14 protein-coding genes are annotated in these 14,697 nt (G+C 64.3%); 6 read left to right on the forward strand and 8 right to left on the reverse strand.

The window, feature by feature from the left end; translation table 11 throughout:
* Positions 1-39: 39 nt before the first annotated feature.
* The gene (locus AC56LN_RS14485; protein ID WP_499572710.1) at positions 40-2,172 is read left to right on the forward strand and encodes a TonB-dependent receptor plug domain-containing protein; all 2,133 of its coding nucleotides are present in this window, start codon (positions 40-42) and stop codon (positions 2,170-2,172) included.
* A 135-nt stretch (positions 2,173-2,307) separates the two neighbouring features.
* Here AC56LN_RS14485 and AC56LN_RS14490 read toward each other — a convergent pair whose 3' ends face one another.
* Together AC56LN_RS14490 and AC56LN_RS14495 are read right to left on the reverse strand one after the other, a co-directional pair.
* A complete protein-coding gene (locus AC56LN_RS14490; RefSeq protein ID WP_482897407.1) occupies positions 2,308-3,444 on the reverse strand; it encodes a PilT/PilU family type 4a pilus ATPase in 1,137 nt (378 codons plus the stop codon).
* A 9-nt stretch (positions 3,445-3,453) separates the two neighbouring features.
* A complete protein-coding gene (locus tag AC56LN_RS14495; RefSeq protein WP_183556967.1) occupies positions 3,454-4,497 on the reverse strand; it encodes a type IV pilus twitching motility protein PilT in 1,044 nt (347 codons plus the stop codon).
* A gap of 54 nt (positions 4,498-4,551) precedes the next feature.
* Here AC56LN_RS14495 and AC56LN_RS14500 point away from each other — a divergent pair, with 54 nt between their 5' ends.
* Entirely contained in the window at positions 4,552-5,253 is a 702-nt protein-coding gene (locus tag AC56LN_RS14500) for a YggS family pyridoxal phosphate-dependent enzyme (protein ID WP_499572713.1), read from the forward strand.
* A gap of 10 nt (positions 5,254-5,263) precedes the next feature.
* Positions 5,264-6,076: a pyrroline-5-carboxylate reductase gene (gene proC, locus AC56LN_RS14505; protein WP_499572715.1), complete on the forward strand. Its 813-nt coding sequence runs from the start codon at positions 5,264-5,266 to the stop codon at positions 6,074-6,076.
* Between the two features lie 153 nt (positions 6,077-6,229).
* On the opposite strand, the gene AC56LN_RS14510 is transcribed toward proC, so the two are convergent.
* The 4 genes from AC56LN_RS14510 to ubiA all read right to left on the reverse strand — a co-directional run bounded on the left by AC56LN_RS14510 (position 6,230) and on the right by ubiA (position 8,142).
* Complete coding sequence (locus AC56LN_RS14510; protein ID WP_499572717.1) at positions 6,230-6,532, reverse strand: hypothetical protein; 303 nt, start codon at positions 6,530-6,532, stop codon at positions 6,230-6,232.
* Positions 6,516-6,899, reverse strand: coding sequence for a phage holin family protein (locus AC56LN_RS14515; RefSeq protein ID WP_499572719.1), 384 nt, complete (start codon positions 6,897-6,899; stop codon positions 6,516-6,518). Before AC56LN_RS14515 ends, AC56LN_RS14510 begins: the two co-directional genes overlap by 17 nt.
* A gap of 1 nt (position 6,900) precedes the next feature.
* Complete coding sequence (locus AC56LN_RS14520; RefSeq protein ID WP_332532988.1) at positions 6,901-7,221, reverse strand: ElaB/YgaM/YqjD family protein; 321 nt, start codon at positions 7,219-7,221, stop codon at positions 6,901-6,903.
* 66 nt (positions 7,222-7,287) lie between these two features.
* Positions 7,288-8,142 carry a 4-hydroxybenzoate octaprenyltransferase gene (ubiA, locus tag AC56LN_RS14525; RefSeq protein ID WP_332532989.1) on the reverse strand — a complete coding sequence of 285 codons (855 nt, stop codon included), beginning with the start codon at positions 8,140-8,142 and terminating at the stop codon, positions 7,288-7,290.
* A gap of 305 nt (positions 8,143-8,447) precedes the next feature.
* Here ubiA and AC56LN_RS14530 point away from each other — a divergent pair, with 305 nt between their 5' ends.
* A complete protein-coding gene (locus tag AC56LN_RS14530; RefSeq protein ID WP_499572721.1) occupies positions 8,448-9,950 on the forward strand; it encodes a PhoX family protein in 1,503 nt (500 codons plus the stop codon).
* 31 nt (positions 9,951-9,981) lie between these two features.
* Positions 9,982-10,554, forward strand: a complete 573-nt coding sequence (locus AC56LN_RS14535) for a PEP-CTERM sorting domain-containing protein (RefSeq protein WP_499572723.1) — start codon at positions 9,982-9,984, stop codon at positions 10,552-10,554.
* Between the two features lie 183 nt (positions 10,555-10,737).
* Here the strand turns inward: AC56LN_RS14535 and AC56LN_RS14540 are convergent, their stop codons facing one another.
* Complete coding sequence (locus AC56LN_RS14540) at positions 10,738-11,583, reverse strand: rhomboid family intramembrane serine protease (protein WP_499572724.1); 846 nt, start codon at positions 11,581-11,583, stop codon at positions 10,738-10,740.
* A gap of 363 nt (positions 11,584-11,946) precedes the next feature.
* Between AC56LN_RS14540 and AC56LN_RS14545 the strand changes: the two genes are divergently transcribed.
* The gene (locus AC56LN_RS14545; RefSeq protein ID WP_499572726.1) at positions 11,947-13,635 is read left to right on the forward strand and encodes a mechanosensitive ion channel family protein; all 1,689 of its coding nucleotides are present in this window, start codon (positions 11,947-11,949) and stop codon (positions 13,633-13,635) included.
* Here the strand turns inward: AC56LN_RS14545 and AC56LN_RS14550 are convergent.
* Positions 13,613-14,560, reverse strand: a complete 948-nt coding sequence (locus AC56LN_RS14550; protein WP_482897417.1) for a LysR substrate-binding domain-containing protein — start codon at positions 14,558-14,560, stop codon at positions 13,613-13,615. The genes AC56LN_RS14545 and AC56LN_RS14550 overlap by 23 nt on opposite strands.
* Positions 14,561-14,697 lie beyond the last annotated feature (137 nt).

Genomic DNA, 14,697 nt, shown 5'->3' on the forward strand with positions numbered 1-14,697 from the left:
ATGCTTCGCCCCACGCTTGTCGCGCTTTCGCTGTCTGCCTTGCCTGCTTACGCTCAAAACACCGCGGCCCCGGCACTCTCTACGGACACCGTCCAGAAGGTCGAAGTCAAGGCCGACGCCAACGGCTATGATCCGCGCCGCGACGATACCGCCAGCAAGATCGTGGTGTCGACCGAGGAAATCCGGCGCTATGGCGATACCTCGGTGCTCGATGTGTTCAAGCGCCTGCCGGGGATCACGGTCAGCGGCGGCGCCGGGCGTGGCGGTGGCGAGATCCGCATGCGTGGCCTGGGCAGTGGCTACACGCAGATCCTGATCAATGGCGAGCGCGCGCCGGCCGGCTTCGACATCGACCAGCTCTCGCCCGAGTCGATCGAGCGCATCGAAATCCTGCGCGCAGCCAGCGCCGAATTCTCGACCCAGTCGATCGCCGGCACCATCAACATCGTCCTCAAGCGCGCCGTAAAAAAGGCGCAGCGCGAGCTGCGCATCGGCTACGGCAAAAGCGGGGAGGTGAGCAATCCCTCGGCCAGCCTCACCATGTCGGACCGCGTCGGCAAGATGTCGTACTCGCTTGCCGCGAGTGCCTGGCGCTACGAGTTCGATCGCCCGTCGCCATTCGAAGAATCGCAGATCGATGCGGACGGGCGCCCCATCTTTACGCGGCGCACCGTGCAGACCGATCGTGGCAAACCGCAAGGCATCAACCTCACGCCGCGACTGAACTGGAGCCTGGAAAACGGCGACACGGTCAGCTGGCAGTCGCTCGTGACGCACCAGCGCACCGATTACCAGGGTGGCGCCGTGGTCGACACCGTCCTTGGGCTGCCCCCGCGTTACGACGTGCGTGGCATGACCAGCGATGGCAGCAGCACCGTGGTGCGCTCGGACCTGAACTGGATGCATCACCTGGACGAGGGCGCGAAGCTGGATCTGAAGCTGGGCGTGAACGGCATGCGCAGCGATGGCGACTACCATGAAGAAGACGCCCGCACGATCGACGGCGTCGCCCGGCTGGCGCGTGACTCGGTCGTTCTCAGCGACACCGACGAAGCTGGCGTCACGGCGGTGGGCAAGTATTCGCGGCCGTGGAAAAAAGACCATGCGCTGTCGATGGGCTGGGATGCCGGCTACGCGGTGCGCGACGACGCGCGCGGCGAAGTGGAACTGTTCCCGCTCGCGGGCACGACGTTGCGTCGCAATGAACAATACGAGGCGACCCTCAAGCGCCTGGCGCTGTTCGTGCAGGACGAGTGGAACGTCACCAGGCAATGGTCGATGTACGCCGGCCTGCGCTGGGAAGGGCTGGAGACGCGCAGCAGCGGCAATACGTTCGAGACCAGCACCAACCGTACCAGCGTCTGGAGTCCGCTCGCGCAGACCCTGTACAAGCTCCCCGACAGCCGCGATCAGGTACGCGTGGCGCTGACGCGCACCTTCAAGGCACCCCTTACGGGGAGCCTGATCCCACGGCGCTTCACGACCCCGAACAACAGCCAGACCGACCCTGACTATCGCGGCAATCCCGATCTGAAACCGGAACTGGCGACCGGCATCGACGCATCGTACGAACATTACTGGGCCGAGAAGGCGCTGCTCAGTGCCAGCGTATCGGTGCGGCGCATCAGCGACTACACGCGCCAGGGCCTGCTGGTCGAGGACGGCCGCTGGATCCAGACGCCGGTGAATGATGGCGACGCGCTTACGCGCAGCCTGGAGCTGGAAGCGAAGTTTCCGCTGTCGGCCGTACTGCAGGACGTGCCGGACATCGACCTGCGGGCGAGCCTGGCGCGCAACTGGTCGCGCGTCGATGCGGTGCCGGGGCCGGACAACCGGCTCGATCAGCAGGTGCCTGTATCTGGCACGTTGGGTGTGGATTACAAGACGCCGGGCGGCAAGCTCACGACGGGCGCGAGCTTCGCCTTCAAGAACGGCGGCAACGTGCGCGTGAACGTGGAGCAGTCACGCTACCAGAGCGTGCGGCGTGAACTCGATGTGTATGCGCTGTGGAAGTTCAACCCGACCTACCAGCTGCGGCTGGCGGCAACCAATCTGCTGGCGCAGGATACGGTGTCCGAGTCGCGCTACGTGGATGACAACGGCGTGCAGCGCAGGACGACGTTTTCGGATGGGCAGGCGGTGGCGCGGGTGACGCTGGAGTCACGGTTCTAACCGGGACGCGCCGCCTGACCGTCGTTCCCGCGAAGGCGGGAACCCAAGTTCCTGTGCGTTGCCACGAAAGCGCGCGTCGGTGGCTGTGCTCGAGCTTGGGTTCCCGCCTGCGCGGGAACGACGGTGGTGAGGCCGCTACACCAATCCCAACGCCTCCGTCCCACTGGAAAAATCACGGTTCTTCGCATGCTTGCTATTGAGCTTGATGTTCAGCCGCAGGTCATTGACCGAGTCCGCATTGCGCAGCGCGTCTTCGTAGGTGATCTTGTCGGCCTCGTACAGGTCGAACAGCGCCTGGTCGAACGTCTGCATTCCCAGCTCGCGCGACTTCTTCATGATTTCCTTGATCTCATGGACTTCGCCCTTGAAGATCAGGTCCGAAATCAGCGGTGAGTTCAGCAGGATCTCGATCGCCACCACGCGCCCCTTCGATTCCTTCTTCGGAATCAGGCGCTGCGACACCAGGCCTTTGAGGTTTAGCGACAGGTCCATCAGCAGTTGCTGGCGCCGCTCTTCGGGGAAGAAGTTGATGATGCGGTCCAGCGCCTGGTTGGCGCTGTTGGCGTGCAGCGTGGCCAGGCACAGGTGGCCCGTTTCGGCAAACGCAATGGCGTGTTCCATCGTTTCGCGGTCGCGGATCTCGCCGATCTGGATCACGTCCGGCGCCTGGCGCAGCGAGTTTTTCAGCGCTGCTTCAAAGCTGTCGGTGTCCACGCCCACTTCGCGCTGCGTGATCACGCAGTTCTTGTGCGGGTGGACGAATTCGACCGGGTCTTCGACCGTGATGATGTGGCCGTAGCTGTTCTCGTTGCGGTAGCCGACCATCGCCGCCAGCGTCGTCGATTTGCCGGAACCCGTCGCGCCGACCATGATCACCAGCCCGCGCTTGGTCATCACGACATCCTTGAGCGTGTCGGGCAGGCTCAGTTCCTCGAACTTCGGAATCGCCGTGGTGATCACGCGCAGCACCATGCCCACGCAGCCCATCTGCATGAAGGCCGACACACGGAAGCGTCCCAGGTCGCCCGGCGTGATCGCGAAATTGGCTTCGCGCGTGAGCTCGAAGCCGGCCCCCTGCTTGTCGTTCATGATGGCGCGCGCCAGGTCGCCCGTGTGGCCGCTGGTGAGCGGCTGGCTTGATACGGGCGTCATGCGCCCGTCGATCTTGATCGCCGGCGGAAAGCCCGCCGTGATGAACAGGTCCGAACCGCCCTTGGTCACCATCAGGCGCAGCAGGTCGAACATGAATTTGGTAGCCTGGTCGCGTTCCATCAATGGCCCTTAGCCGAGGAAGTTTTCGGGGATCTTGGCGGCGCTGCGCGCAGCCACCGAGGAGATCATGTTGCGGCGTACGAGGTCGGTCAGGTTCTGGTCGAGCGTCTGCATGCCGACATTGCTGCCGGTCTGGATCGCCGAGTACATCTGGGCGATCTTCGCTTCGCGGATCAGGTTACGGATGGCCGGCGTGCCGATCATGATTTCGTGCGCCGCCACGCGACCCGAGCCGTCCTTGGTCTTGAGCAGCGTTTGCGAAATCACGGCCTGCAGCGATTCGGACAGCATCGCGCGCACCATCTCTTTTTCTTCGGCCGGGAACACGTCGACGATACGGTCGATGGTCTTGGCGGCCGACGACGTGTGCAGCGTGCCGAACACGAGGTGACCCGTTTCGGCGGCCGACAGCGCCAGGCGGATCGTTTCCAGGTCGCGCAATTCGCCGACCAGGATCGCGTCCGGATCTTCGCGCAGCGCCGAGCGCAGCGCGTTGCTGAACGAGAGCGTGTGCGGGCCGACTTCACGCTGGTTGATCAGGCATTTCTTGGAGTCGTGGACGAATTCGATCGGGTCTTCGATCGTCAGGATGTGGCCATATTCCTGTTCGTTGAGGTGATTCACCATCGCCGCCAGCGTCGTCGACTTGCCCGAGCCGGTGGGGCCCGTGACCAGCACCAGGCCGCGCGGTTTCAGGGCCAGTTCGCCGAAGATCTTCGGCGCGTTCAGGTCTTCGAGCGACAGGATCTTGGACGGAATCGTGCGCAGCACGGCAGCCGCGCCCCGTTCCTGGTTGAACGCATTGACGCGAAAACGCGCCAGGCCCGGAATCGCGAACGAAAAGTCGCACTCGAGCACTTCTTCGTACTGCTTGCGCTGGCCGTCGTTCATGATGTCATAGATCATGCCGTGCACGTCCTTGTGCTCCAGCGGCGGCAGGTTAATCCGGCGCACGTCGCCATGGACGCGGATCATCGGCGGCAGGCCGGCCGACAGGTGCAGGTCCGAGGCCTTGTTCTTGACCGAGAAAGCGAGTAATTCCGATATGTCCATTTATAATCCCAGTGCCGCAAACGGCCTCAAAAATATTTCCTATAGAAAATCATTATGTCCATAATCGCCGGGAACTTGCAAGCTGTCGAAGCGACAATCACCGATGCTGTAAAGGCATCGGAACGCGCGCGCAACGAGGTCCAGTTGCTGGCCGTATCGAAGACCTTCCCTGCACAGGCGGTGCTCGATGCGATGGCCACTGGTCAGCTGGCATTCGGCGAAAACTATTTGCAGGAAGCGCTCGACAAGATCGCAAGCGTCGCGCAGGCGCAACCAGATGCAGCCGTCGAGTGGCATTTCATCGGCCCGATCCAGAGCAACAAGACGCGGCCCATCGCCGCCAGCTTCGCCTGGGTGCACACGGTCGAGCGGCTCAAGATCGCGCAGCGCCTGTCGGAGCAGCGGCCGCCCGAACTGGGCCCGCTGAATATCTGCCTCCAAGTGAACATCAGCGGTGAGGCCAGCAAGAGCGGTGCGTCGCCCGAAGAATTACCGGCGCTGGCGCGCGAGGTCGCGCAACTGCCGAACCTGCGCCTGCGCGGCCTGATGGCGATCCCCGAGCCCACCACCGATGTCGCAGAACAGCGCGCCGCCTTTGCCCGCGTGCGCGTCCTGTTCGACGCGCTGCGCGCCGACGGCATGGAACTCGATACGCTCTCGATGGGCATGTCGGGCGACCTGGCGCCCGCCATCGCCGAAGGCGCGACGATCGTGCGCGTCGGCAGCGCCATCTTCGGCAAACGCGATTACACCTGACAGGATCACCATGAACATCGTCTTTATCGGCGGCGGCAATATGGCCGCAGCCCTGATTTCCGGGCTCGTGAAGGTCGCGGGTTCCGGCGCGCACATCCACGTGGTGGACCGCAATCCCGAAGCACTGGAGCGCCTGGCACGCGAGTATGGCGTGCGCACCGCGACCGCCATCGACGAGGCGGTGCAGCACGCCGAAGTCGTCGTGCTGGCCGTGAAGCCGCAGCAGATGCGCGAGGTGGCCACAGCGCTGGTGCCGCACCTGACGCGCCAGCTGGTGCTGTCGATCGCGGCAGGCATCCGCAGCAGCGACCTGGCCCGCTGGCTGGGCGGCTACGACGCCATCGTGCGCACGATGCCGAATACACCGGCGCTGATCGGCATGGGCGTGACCGGCATGGCGGCGCAGGCGGGCGTCAGCGCTGCGCAGCGCGAGCAGGCCGACGCCGTCATGCGCGCGGTCGGCAAGACCGTGTGGCTGGACGACGAAGCGCAGATCGATGCGGTGACGGCGGTGTCGGGCAGCGGGCCGGCGTATGTCTTCTATTTCCTGGAAGCGATGCAGGAAGCCGCGCGCGCGATGGGCCTGAATGCGGAGCAGGGCAGGGAGCTGGCGCTGGCCACATTCACGGGTGCGGCGCAACTGGCGGCGCAGTCCGACGAAGCAGTCGACGTGCTGCGTGCGCGCGTGACGTCAAAGGGCGGCACGACACATGCGGCGATCGAGAGCATGGAAGCGGCGGGCGTGAAAGGCGCGATTGTCGCGGCGATGCAGGCAGCTGCAGCGCGTGGCAAGGAACTCGGGGACGAGCTGGGTCAGGATTGAGCGTGCGGTGCCTGTAAAAAGCTTGGGTTCCCGCCTTCGCGGGAACGACGGTCTGGAAGCTGGCGGCCACGATCAACATCCGTAGCTGCCATCCCTGAAACCGTCGTTCCCGCGCAGGCGGGAACCCAAGTCAGTTCGCGAACCGCAAACCGTTCAATGTACTTCGAACTTTCTCCACCCCAGCACCGGCAACACCTTCTGTGCCAGCTTGTAGGCCGACAACGCTGCCGTGATCGCGCCGACCACCCAGGTCGGCCGGGTCAGCATGATGCCCACCCCGACGCCGGCGGCGGTCAGGATGGCTTTCTTGTGCTGCACCACATACCCCGTGGTGCCACCCATCGCCGACGGCGTGCGCAGCAGCGTCACGTCGGCCGACATCTGGGCGCGCTGTTCGGCGCATTGCGCGGCCAGCAGGCGGCGGCGCACTGCCAGTGGTTCAGATTTTGTGGTCATCGATCGGCTCTCCTTTGACAGCTTGCGCATCCTTGCGCAGTTCGGCCAGCGTGGCAGCCATGATCGGCCCACGGGTTGTCAGGTCGCCACGGACCTTGAAGAACGCCAGCACACTGCCCAGCGCGAACAGCAGTGTCATGCCGCCGACGGCGAGCAGGCGGTGCGTGTCCCAGAACAGCACCAGCACGAACAGGATCAGCAGCAGCACCGCGACCACGCCGAAGAAGGCGGCAGCGATGCCCCAGGCTACGTAGCCGAACACGCGTTGCGTTTCTTCCTGCAGCTCGAGCGCGGCCAGTTCCAACCGCGTGCGCAGCATGGCAAGCAGGGTGGCCCCGATGCGCGAGATGGTCGCGGGGATCGTCATCTTATTTACGGACGATCAGCATGCCGATGACGACACCGATGGCAGCGCCCAGGCCAACCGACTTCCATGGGTTGTCCTTGACGTATTCGTCGGTGGCCTTGGCGGCGACCTTGGTGCGCTCGACCACGGTTTCTTCGGCGTTGATCAGGCCGACCTTGGCCGAAGCCAGCGTCTGCTCGAACTTGGCCTTGGCCGACTTGAGTTCTTCACCGGTCAGCTGGCTGCCGTTGCGCAGCCACGATTCCGCGTCGCCGATGACGCTTTTCAGGTCGTTGACCAGCTGGTCGCGGGTATTGGTCTGGGTCGGGATTTTTTCGATCATATTGGGCCTCTTGATGTGGTGGTCGATCACACTGCCGGAGCAGCGATGAATGTATTTCGGACAATATTAACCTAATGCATAATCTAGTGCGACACCAATGAACAGTGCGGCCCCCAGCCAGTTGTTATGGCGGAAGGCCTTGAAGCAGTTCATCCGGTCGCGATGGCGGATCAGCGTGTAGTGATACAGCGCGATCGCGCCCGCCACCGCCACACCGGCCACGAACCACCAGCGCAGGCCCAGCGACCAGCCGCACAGCAGGAAGATCGCCAGCGACGCACCGTAGCACAGCATGATGGCGGCCACGTCGAAGCGCCCGAAGGTGATGGCCGACGTGCGCATGCCCAGCTTGATGTCGTCGTCGCGGTCGACCATCGCATACGCGGTGTCGTAGGCCACGGCCCAGAACACGTTCGCCACCAGCAGCCACCAGGCCACGCCCGGCACCGCGCCCTGCACGGCGGCAAACGCCATCGGGATGCCGAAGCCGAACGCGATGCCCAGGTAAGCCTGCGGAATGGCGAAGAAGCGCTTGAAGTACGGGTAGGTGCCGGCCACCACCACGGCTACCACCGACAACTGCTTGGTCAGCGCGTTCAGCGGCAGGATCAGCAGGAACGACGCGATCGCCAGCACCGCCGCCACCATCACCGCTTCCCAGCCCCGGATCTTGCCGCTCGTGAGCGGACGATCGACCGTGCGCTTGACGTGGCGGTCGAAGTCGCGGTCGGCGTAGTCGTTGATGGCGCAGCCGGCAGAGCGCATCAGCGCGGTGCCGATGACGAAGATCGCCAGCACGTCCAGGGCCGGCACGCCGCCCGAGGCCATCCACAGCGCCCACAGCGTTGGCCACAGCAGCAGCAGGATGCCGATCGGCTTGTCAGCCCGGATCAGGCGAAAGTAGAGCGCCAGCTTGTTCATCGTGTTCGCTTTTTTGTCACAAAAAATATTGATCGGAAGACAGCAATTCTAGCCGGTTTGGGGATGCTGCGCGGTGCGCCCTTGCCCCAGCAGGCCGCATGCAATGTGCATGACAGGCATGTGTCACGACCAACGGTGTAAGACAAAAAATTGCCTTTTTGTTGTCATTAACTTGACATGATCGTTTGCTTTAATGCATCGGTCCGAGCCGGGGTGGTAAGGACAGGCGGGCCGCCGTTCAGGCGCTGCCAACATTCGAGACGCCGGTCCACCGGCTCGCACGTCCAATCAATGGAGAAGTACACATGAACAACCACGACACGTCGCCGTCGCGCCGCAACCTGCTCAAGGGCATCGCCGGCGCCAGCGCGCTGCCATTCGTCGGCGCCTTTGCCGCGCTGCACGCGCGTGAAGCAGCGGCCGCCAACGGCGTCACCGCACTGGTCGACAGCCCGTACGGCCCGATCGCGCCCGCCAATGACCTGAGCACCGGCCTGCCGCTGCTGCAACTGCCGCCTGGCTTCACGTACAAGAGCTATGGCTGGCGCGGCGACATCATGACCGATGGCCGGCCATGCCCGGCCGGCCACGACGGCATGGGCGTGATCGCCACGCGCAAGGTCGGCCGCAGCACCGAACAGGTGTTGGTGCGTAATCATGAAATCACCAGCAGTGCAGCTGGCAATTTCATCAACGCCTACAGCTTCTACGACGGCGGCACGATCAGCGCCAGCACGACCAACCGCTCGTGCGGCGGCACCACCAACCTGGTGTTCCGCGATGGCGACTGGGTCAGCATGACACCAAGCCTGGGCGGCACGCAGCAGAACTGCGCCGGTGGCGTCACGCCATGGGGCACCTGGCTGACCTGCGAAGAAATCGGCTCCGACGCCATCACCGCCGGCGGCAAGAAGCATGGTTACGTGTTCGAAGTGACGGCCGATCCGCGCCAGACCACCGGCCAGCCGATCGTCAACATGGGCCGCTTCGCGCACGAAGCCGCTGCTGTCGACCCGACGGACTGCACGGTCTACCTGACGGAAGATTCGTCGGGCAAGTCGGGCTTCTATCGCTACGTGCCGGACATCAAGACGGGCGCTGCCGGTTCGCTGGCCCGTGGCGGCGTGCTGGAGATGGCCAAGGTCAAGGGCGTCAACAACGTCAATCTGGCTGTGGCCAGCGTTGACAACACCTACGAACTGGAATGGGTCTCGATCCCGAACCCGGACGCCAACCGCGGCAACAGCGTGGGCCTGAATGGCCAGGCGATCAGCAATGCCGCCGGTCCGTTCAACCAGGGCTGGGCCAAGGGCGCGCTGCGCATGAACCGTGGCGAAGGCATCTTCTACACCAAGGGCAAGCTGTACGTGATGGACACGTCGGGTGGCCCCGTCAACCGTGGCGCGATCTGGGAACTGGACCTGGCCAGCCAGACGCTCAAGTGCATCTATTCGAGCCCGAGCCCGCTGATCGGCAATATGGGCGACAACCTGGCCGTGAGCCCGCGCGATGGCCTGCTGATCTGCGAAGACTCGTCCAGCCCGATCACCGACTCCTTCGGCTTCGGCCAGCGCCTGATGGGCCTGACGGGCGCCGGTGACGCGTACATCTTCGCCAAGAACAACGTGAACCTGACGACCGCCCAGCTGACCGCCGCCGGCAAGTCGACGGCGCTGGCCGGCGATGGCCGCGGCAATGAATTTGCCGGTGCCTGCTTCGATCCGACCGGCCGCTACCTGTTCGTCAATATCCAGACGCCAGGCATCACGTTCGCGATCTCGGGTCCGTGGGCCAAGGGTCCGCTGTAATTCTTACCGCATTCATTCAAGGATATTCACCATGACCATCAACAAATTCATCACCGCCGGCCTGGTTGCGCTGGCGTTCTCGGCTTCGAGCCACGCGGCGCTGCTGGTGAGCTCGGACAGCGCGGCCGGCAATGCCGTGACCGACTACAGCGCCGCTGGCGCCGTCTCGTTCGACCTGGAAATGGGCAATTTTGCCGGCACCACGCTCAACTTCGTGCTGCAGGAAGCCGATATCGGTGGACCGTTGAGCCTGAGCGCGATGGTATTCAACCTGAGCGGCATGTCGTTCCCGCAGTTCACCTTTGGCCTGCAGGGCATCCGTTTCGCGGCGCCGGGCAGCGTGTCCGCGTTCTCGCAAGACCTCAGCGTCAACAGCTCGTTCTACAACGCGGCGATCACGTTCGCCAATGGCGAACCGGCCGAGTTCCAGTTCGGTAACCCGACCCTCGTCGATGGCCGCAGCGACTGGCTGCTCGATACCAGCGGCATGCGCGCCGGCGACACGTTCTCGATCGTGGCCGAAGTGCCGGAGCCGTCGACGATTGCGCTGATGCTGCCGCTGCTGCTGGGTGGCTTGATGGTGGCGCGTCGCCGTCAGGGCTGATCGGGCTGGTTGCGTTGCGTTGAACGCGTGGACGGCATAGCCGTCCACCCTACGCGCTGGGCGGTTCGATGGTGGCGCGGTTCGAGGCCAAGGTTGATCGGTTGGTCACATTGAATGCGTGGACGACGTAGGGTGGGCGGGCCGCCCACGCGTTCAACCCAATGTTGCACCGCGTGGACTGTATTACGGACGCTCCGGATTCACGGCCCGCAACGCCTCGCGTTGCGCGGCAAGCGCCTCCGATGCGCGCAGGGTCTGCGCGATCCGGCTGACCTGATCAGACGGCGGCTGCTTCACCAGCACCACCAGCACACCCAGGCTCACGGCGAACACGACCGCCGACTGCACCGCAGGGGCGATCCGCAACACGCGCCCCGGCAGCATCAGCAAGGCGCCAATGGCGATCCCCGCCAGCGCGCCACCGACGTGGGCCGCGTTATCGGTGCCGGTCATCAAGAAGCCCATGCCGATATTCAGCGCCACCACCTGAAAGATCACTTTCAATTCGATTTTTGCCGCGTTGCCGGCGCACAGCGCGTGCACCAGCAGGGCGCCGGACGCGCCAAGCAGCGCACCGGACGCGCCGATGCTGACCGTGGTCGCGAAGTGCGGCGTGAAACCCATCGCCGACGGCACCAGGTCGTAGCCCATATTGCGCACGGCCACGCTCGCATACCACCAGGCGCTGGCCAGTCCGCCGAACAGGCCCGACAACAGATAGATCAGCGTGAAGCGGGTGCGGCCCCAGACCGCCTCGGACAATGGACCGATCTGCGACAGCATGAACATGTTCAGGCCCAGGTGCAGCGCGCCACCGTGCAGGAACATCGAGGTCAAGAGCCGCGTCCAGTCGCCGGTCAGGGTATAAGGGCCAAGGTTGCCGCCCCAGGCGGTCAGGTCGGCGGGGCTGGGCGACATCCAGTCGACGCCGTTGATGCCCAGATATACCCAGGCGCCGATATTGAGCAGGATGAGCCAGAAGGTGGGGGAGGTGAAAAAGCTCGGGCGCGAGCCCGGTGTTGTCTGCATGGTTGTTACCGAGAATAAATTAGCGGTGAAAATAGCACCTTTCAACGGAGCCGTCGATTCGATATCGCTTGTTCAATGCAAACGCGCTGCGACACCCTTGCGCTGCCAGCAATAGTGCGGGTGCGACACCGTCAGGATGCTAGACTTTGGTTCCCGGGCACCACTGTCCGGGCATCCAGACCGATCGCATCGCAGGTCCGGGCCAGCGTGTTTGCCCCGGCACGGCATGCCCATCGCTGCGCATCCGCAGGCATGCCATCTCGCCGGAAGGTGCGGTGACCGCGCCGTCACTCCCGCCCGGCTGGCGCCATGCGCCATGCGATCACACACGTGCAAGGAGTCGTTTTGAATAGAATATTGTCGATGAGATTACTGGTCTCGCTGTCCCTGGCCTTGCTGCTGGGGCTTACCCAACCACCGGTGTTCGCCGCCGGCCAGGATGCCGAGGCAACCGCCACCGCCGAACCCGCGGTTCCCGATCCGCTCAAGCGCGAAACGCCGCGCTCCATGGTCTCCGGGCTGCTCGGCGCCCTTGGCGAATCCGACTACGATCGCACCGCGCTGTACTTCGACCTGCCGCCCGCAACGAGCTCGCGCCAGCGCACCAATGCGGTGGCGCAGGCGCGCGCCTTCCATGCGGTGCTGGACGATGGCGGCACGCTCGACACGTTCATCACGCTCTCCAACGACCCCAATGGCAAGGTGAGTGACGATTTGCCGGTCGAGCAGGAGCGCGTTGGCGAGATCGCCATCCAGGACAAGAAAATCCCGGTGCTGCTCACCAAAGGGCAGGACGGCGAGCACCAGGTGTGGCGCGTTTCGCGCGAGACGCTGGCCCAGATTGCGGCGGCGACCAAGCGCGCGCCCGTGGTCACCGAACCTGCGGCCGACGAGGTCGTCGTCGCCGGCGCACCGCTGAAGGACTGGGCGCTGCTGCTGGGGATTGGCGTACTGGTATTCGGCGGCTTGTGGATGCTGTCGGCGCTGATCGTGTTCTGCATGCGCAAACTCGTGCCCGACCCGGAAGCCAATGGCCTGTACCGCTTCTTCGAGGCGGCGTTGCCGCCGGTGAGCCTGTTGATCGCCGTCGGCGTGTTCTACAACTGGGCCGAGCAGGTGCCGGTGTCGATCGTGGCGCGCCAGACCTTGCTGCGCTACACCGGCATCGTTTCTGTCATCGCGCTGGTATGGTTCGGCCTGCGGCTGGTCGATGCGATCTCGGAACTGGCGATCGCCCGCATGCAGCGCAGTCAGCGGCGTCAGGTCATTTCGGTCATCACGCTGGCGCGCCGCGCCGCCAAGGTGATTTTGCTGGCGTTTTCGGGCATTGCGATCCTGAGTACTTTCGGCATCGACGTCACGACGGGGATCGCGGCGCTGGGTATCGGTGGTATCGCGCTGGCGCTGGGCGCCCAGAAGACGGTGGAAAACCTGGTCGGCAGCGTGACCGTGATTGCCGACCGCCCGATGCAGGTGGGCGACTTCATCAAGGTCGGCGACGTGGTGGGCACCGTGGAAGACGTCGGTATCCGCTCGACCCGCATCCGCACCAACGACCGCACTGTGGTGACGATTCCGAATGGCGACCTGTCGGCGCGCCAGATCGAGAACTTCGCCGCGCGCGACCGCTTCCTGTTCAATCCCGTGATCGCGGTCGACTATGGCATCTCGTCGGCCAAGCTGCGCGAAGCGGTTACCATCGTCCAGCAAGTGCTGGCCGAAGAAAAGAACATGGCGGAAGGGCACCGCGCGCGCCTGGGCAGCATCAGCGAGCGCGCCTTCAACATCGAGGTGTTTTCGTACATCGACGTGCACGAATTCGATACCCAGGTGATCATTCGCGAAAAGCTGCTGCTGACGATCTTCGAGCGCCTCGAAGCAGCCGGCATCAACCTGGCGTTCCCGACCCAGACCATCGTGTTCTCGCCGTCGCAACTGGAAGCGGTCAGGGGCGGGCCTGCAGCCGGTGGCGATGCCACCGGGACGGCCGACACGGTCGCTATCGCGCCGCCAGCCGTCTGGACCGATACTACGCCGCCGCCTCGTACGTGATCATCTCGACGCCGGCCAGATGACATTCACTCACCGCCCGCATCACCGCATCGATGGCGGCGCGGCGGGTGAAGCTCTTGCGCCAGGCGATCACCACGCGGCGCGACGGCGTCGGCTTGGTGAACGGCACATATGCCAGCAGGCCGTTCGACTCGCTCAGGTCGGTCACCGACGCACGCGGCAGCACCGTCAGGCCGATGCCGCTGGCGACCATGTGGCGGATCGTTTCCAGCGACGAGCCTTCGAATGTGCGCTGCATGCCGGTGCCGCCGCCCGGCGCCGAGAAGCGCGCCATTTCCGGACACACTTCCAGCACCTGGTCACGGAAGCAGTGACCGGCGCCCAGCAGCAGCATCGTTTCGCTTTTCAGGTCTTCGGCCGAAATCGCCGTGCGCTTGGCCCACGGATGGTGCTTGGGCATGGCCACGATGAACGGCTCGTCGTACAGCGGCTGCACCGCCATCCCGTGGTCAGGCAGCGGCAGCGCCATGATGGCGGCATCGAGCTCGCCCTGGCGCAGCAATTCCAGCAGCTTGTGCGTGAAATTCTCTTGCAGCACGAGCGGCATCTGCGGCACCGTGTCGATCAGGTTTTTCACGAGTGGCGGCAGCAGGTAGGGGCCGATCGTGTAGATCACGCCCAGGCGCAATGGCCCGGCCAGCGGGTCCTTGTTCTGCTTGGCCAGTTCCTTGATCGCGGCGGTCTGCTCGAGCACGCGCTCGGCCTGCGCCACGATCTGGGCGCCCAGCGGCGTGACGGACACTTCCGAGCCGCCGCGCTCGAACAGCAGCACGCCCAGTTCGTCTTCGAGTTTCTTGATGGCGACGGACAGCGTGGGCTGGGCGACAAAACAGGCTTCGGCCGCGTGGCCGAAGTGTCTGGCGCGGGCGACGGCGACAATGTATTTCAGCTCGGTCAGGGTCATGGTAGGCGTCTCGACTCGGCACGTTGCCCGCCCCTCGCGGATAGCGGGCAGCAGGATGCGTGCCATGAAATAATGGTGTAGCAAGAATGATAGTCGATATAATCCCTTGATAGGCTCCGCCTATGCATCTTTTCTGA

It is taken from the genome of Telluria sp. ZT3P26, from assembly GCF_059686035.1.

Bases quoted from the DNA above. Each gene is read 5' to 3' on its own strand.
- AC56LN_RS14490 (WP_482897407.1), bottom strand. From the start codon at position 3,444: ATGGAACGCGACCAGGCTACCAAATTCATGTTCGACCTGCTGCGCCTG.
- AC56LN_RS14495 (WP_183556967.1), bottom strand. From the start codon at position 4,497: ATGGACATATCGGAATTACTCGCTTTCTCGGTCAAGAACAAGGCCTCG.
- AC56LN_RS14500 (WP_499572713.1), top strand. From the start codon at position 4,552: ATGTCCATAATCGCCGGGAACTTGCAAGCTGTCGAAGCGACAATCACC.
- proC (WP_499572715.1), top strand. From the start codon at position 5,264: ATGAACATCGTCTTTATCGGCGGCGGCAATATGGCCGCAGCCCTGATT.
- AC56LN_RS14510 (WP_499572717.1), bottom strand. From the start codon at position 6,532: ATGACCACAAAATCTGAACCACTGGCAGTGCGCCGCCGCCTGCTGGCC.
- AC56LN_RS14515 (WP_499572719.1), bottom strand. From the start codon at position 6,899: ATGACGATCCCCGCGACCATCTCGCGCATCGGGGCCACCCTGCTTGCC.
- AC56LN_RS14520 (WP_332532988.1), bottom strand. From the start codon at position 7,221: ATGATCGAAAAAATCCCGACCCAGACCAATACCCGCGACCAGCTGGTC.
- ubiA (WP_332532989.1), bottom strand. From the start codon at position 8,142: ATGAACAAGCTGGCGCTCTACTTTCGCCTGATCCGGGCTGACAAGCCG.
- AC56LN_RS14530 (WP_499572721.1), top strand. From the start codon at position 8,448: ATGAACAACCACGACACGTCGCCGTCGCGCCGCAACCTGCTCAAGGGC.
- AC56LN_RS14535 (WP_499572723.1), top strand. From the start codon at position 9,982: ATGACCATCAACAAATTCATCACCGCCGGCCTGGTTGCGCTGGCGTTC.
- AC56LN_RS14540 (WP_499572724.1), bottom strand. From the start codon at position 11,583: ATGCAGACAACACCGGGCTCGCGCCCGAGCTTTTTCACCTCCCCCACC.
- AC56LN_RS14545 (WP_499572726.1), top strand. From the start codon at position 11,947: ATGAGATTACTGGTCTCGCTGTCCCTGGCCTTGCTGCTGGGGCTTACC.
- AC56LN_RS14550 (WP_482897417.1), bottom strand. From the start codon at position 14,560: ATGACCCTGACCGAGCTGAAATACATTGTCGCCGTCGCCCGCGCCAGA.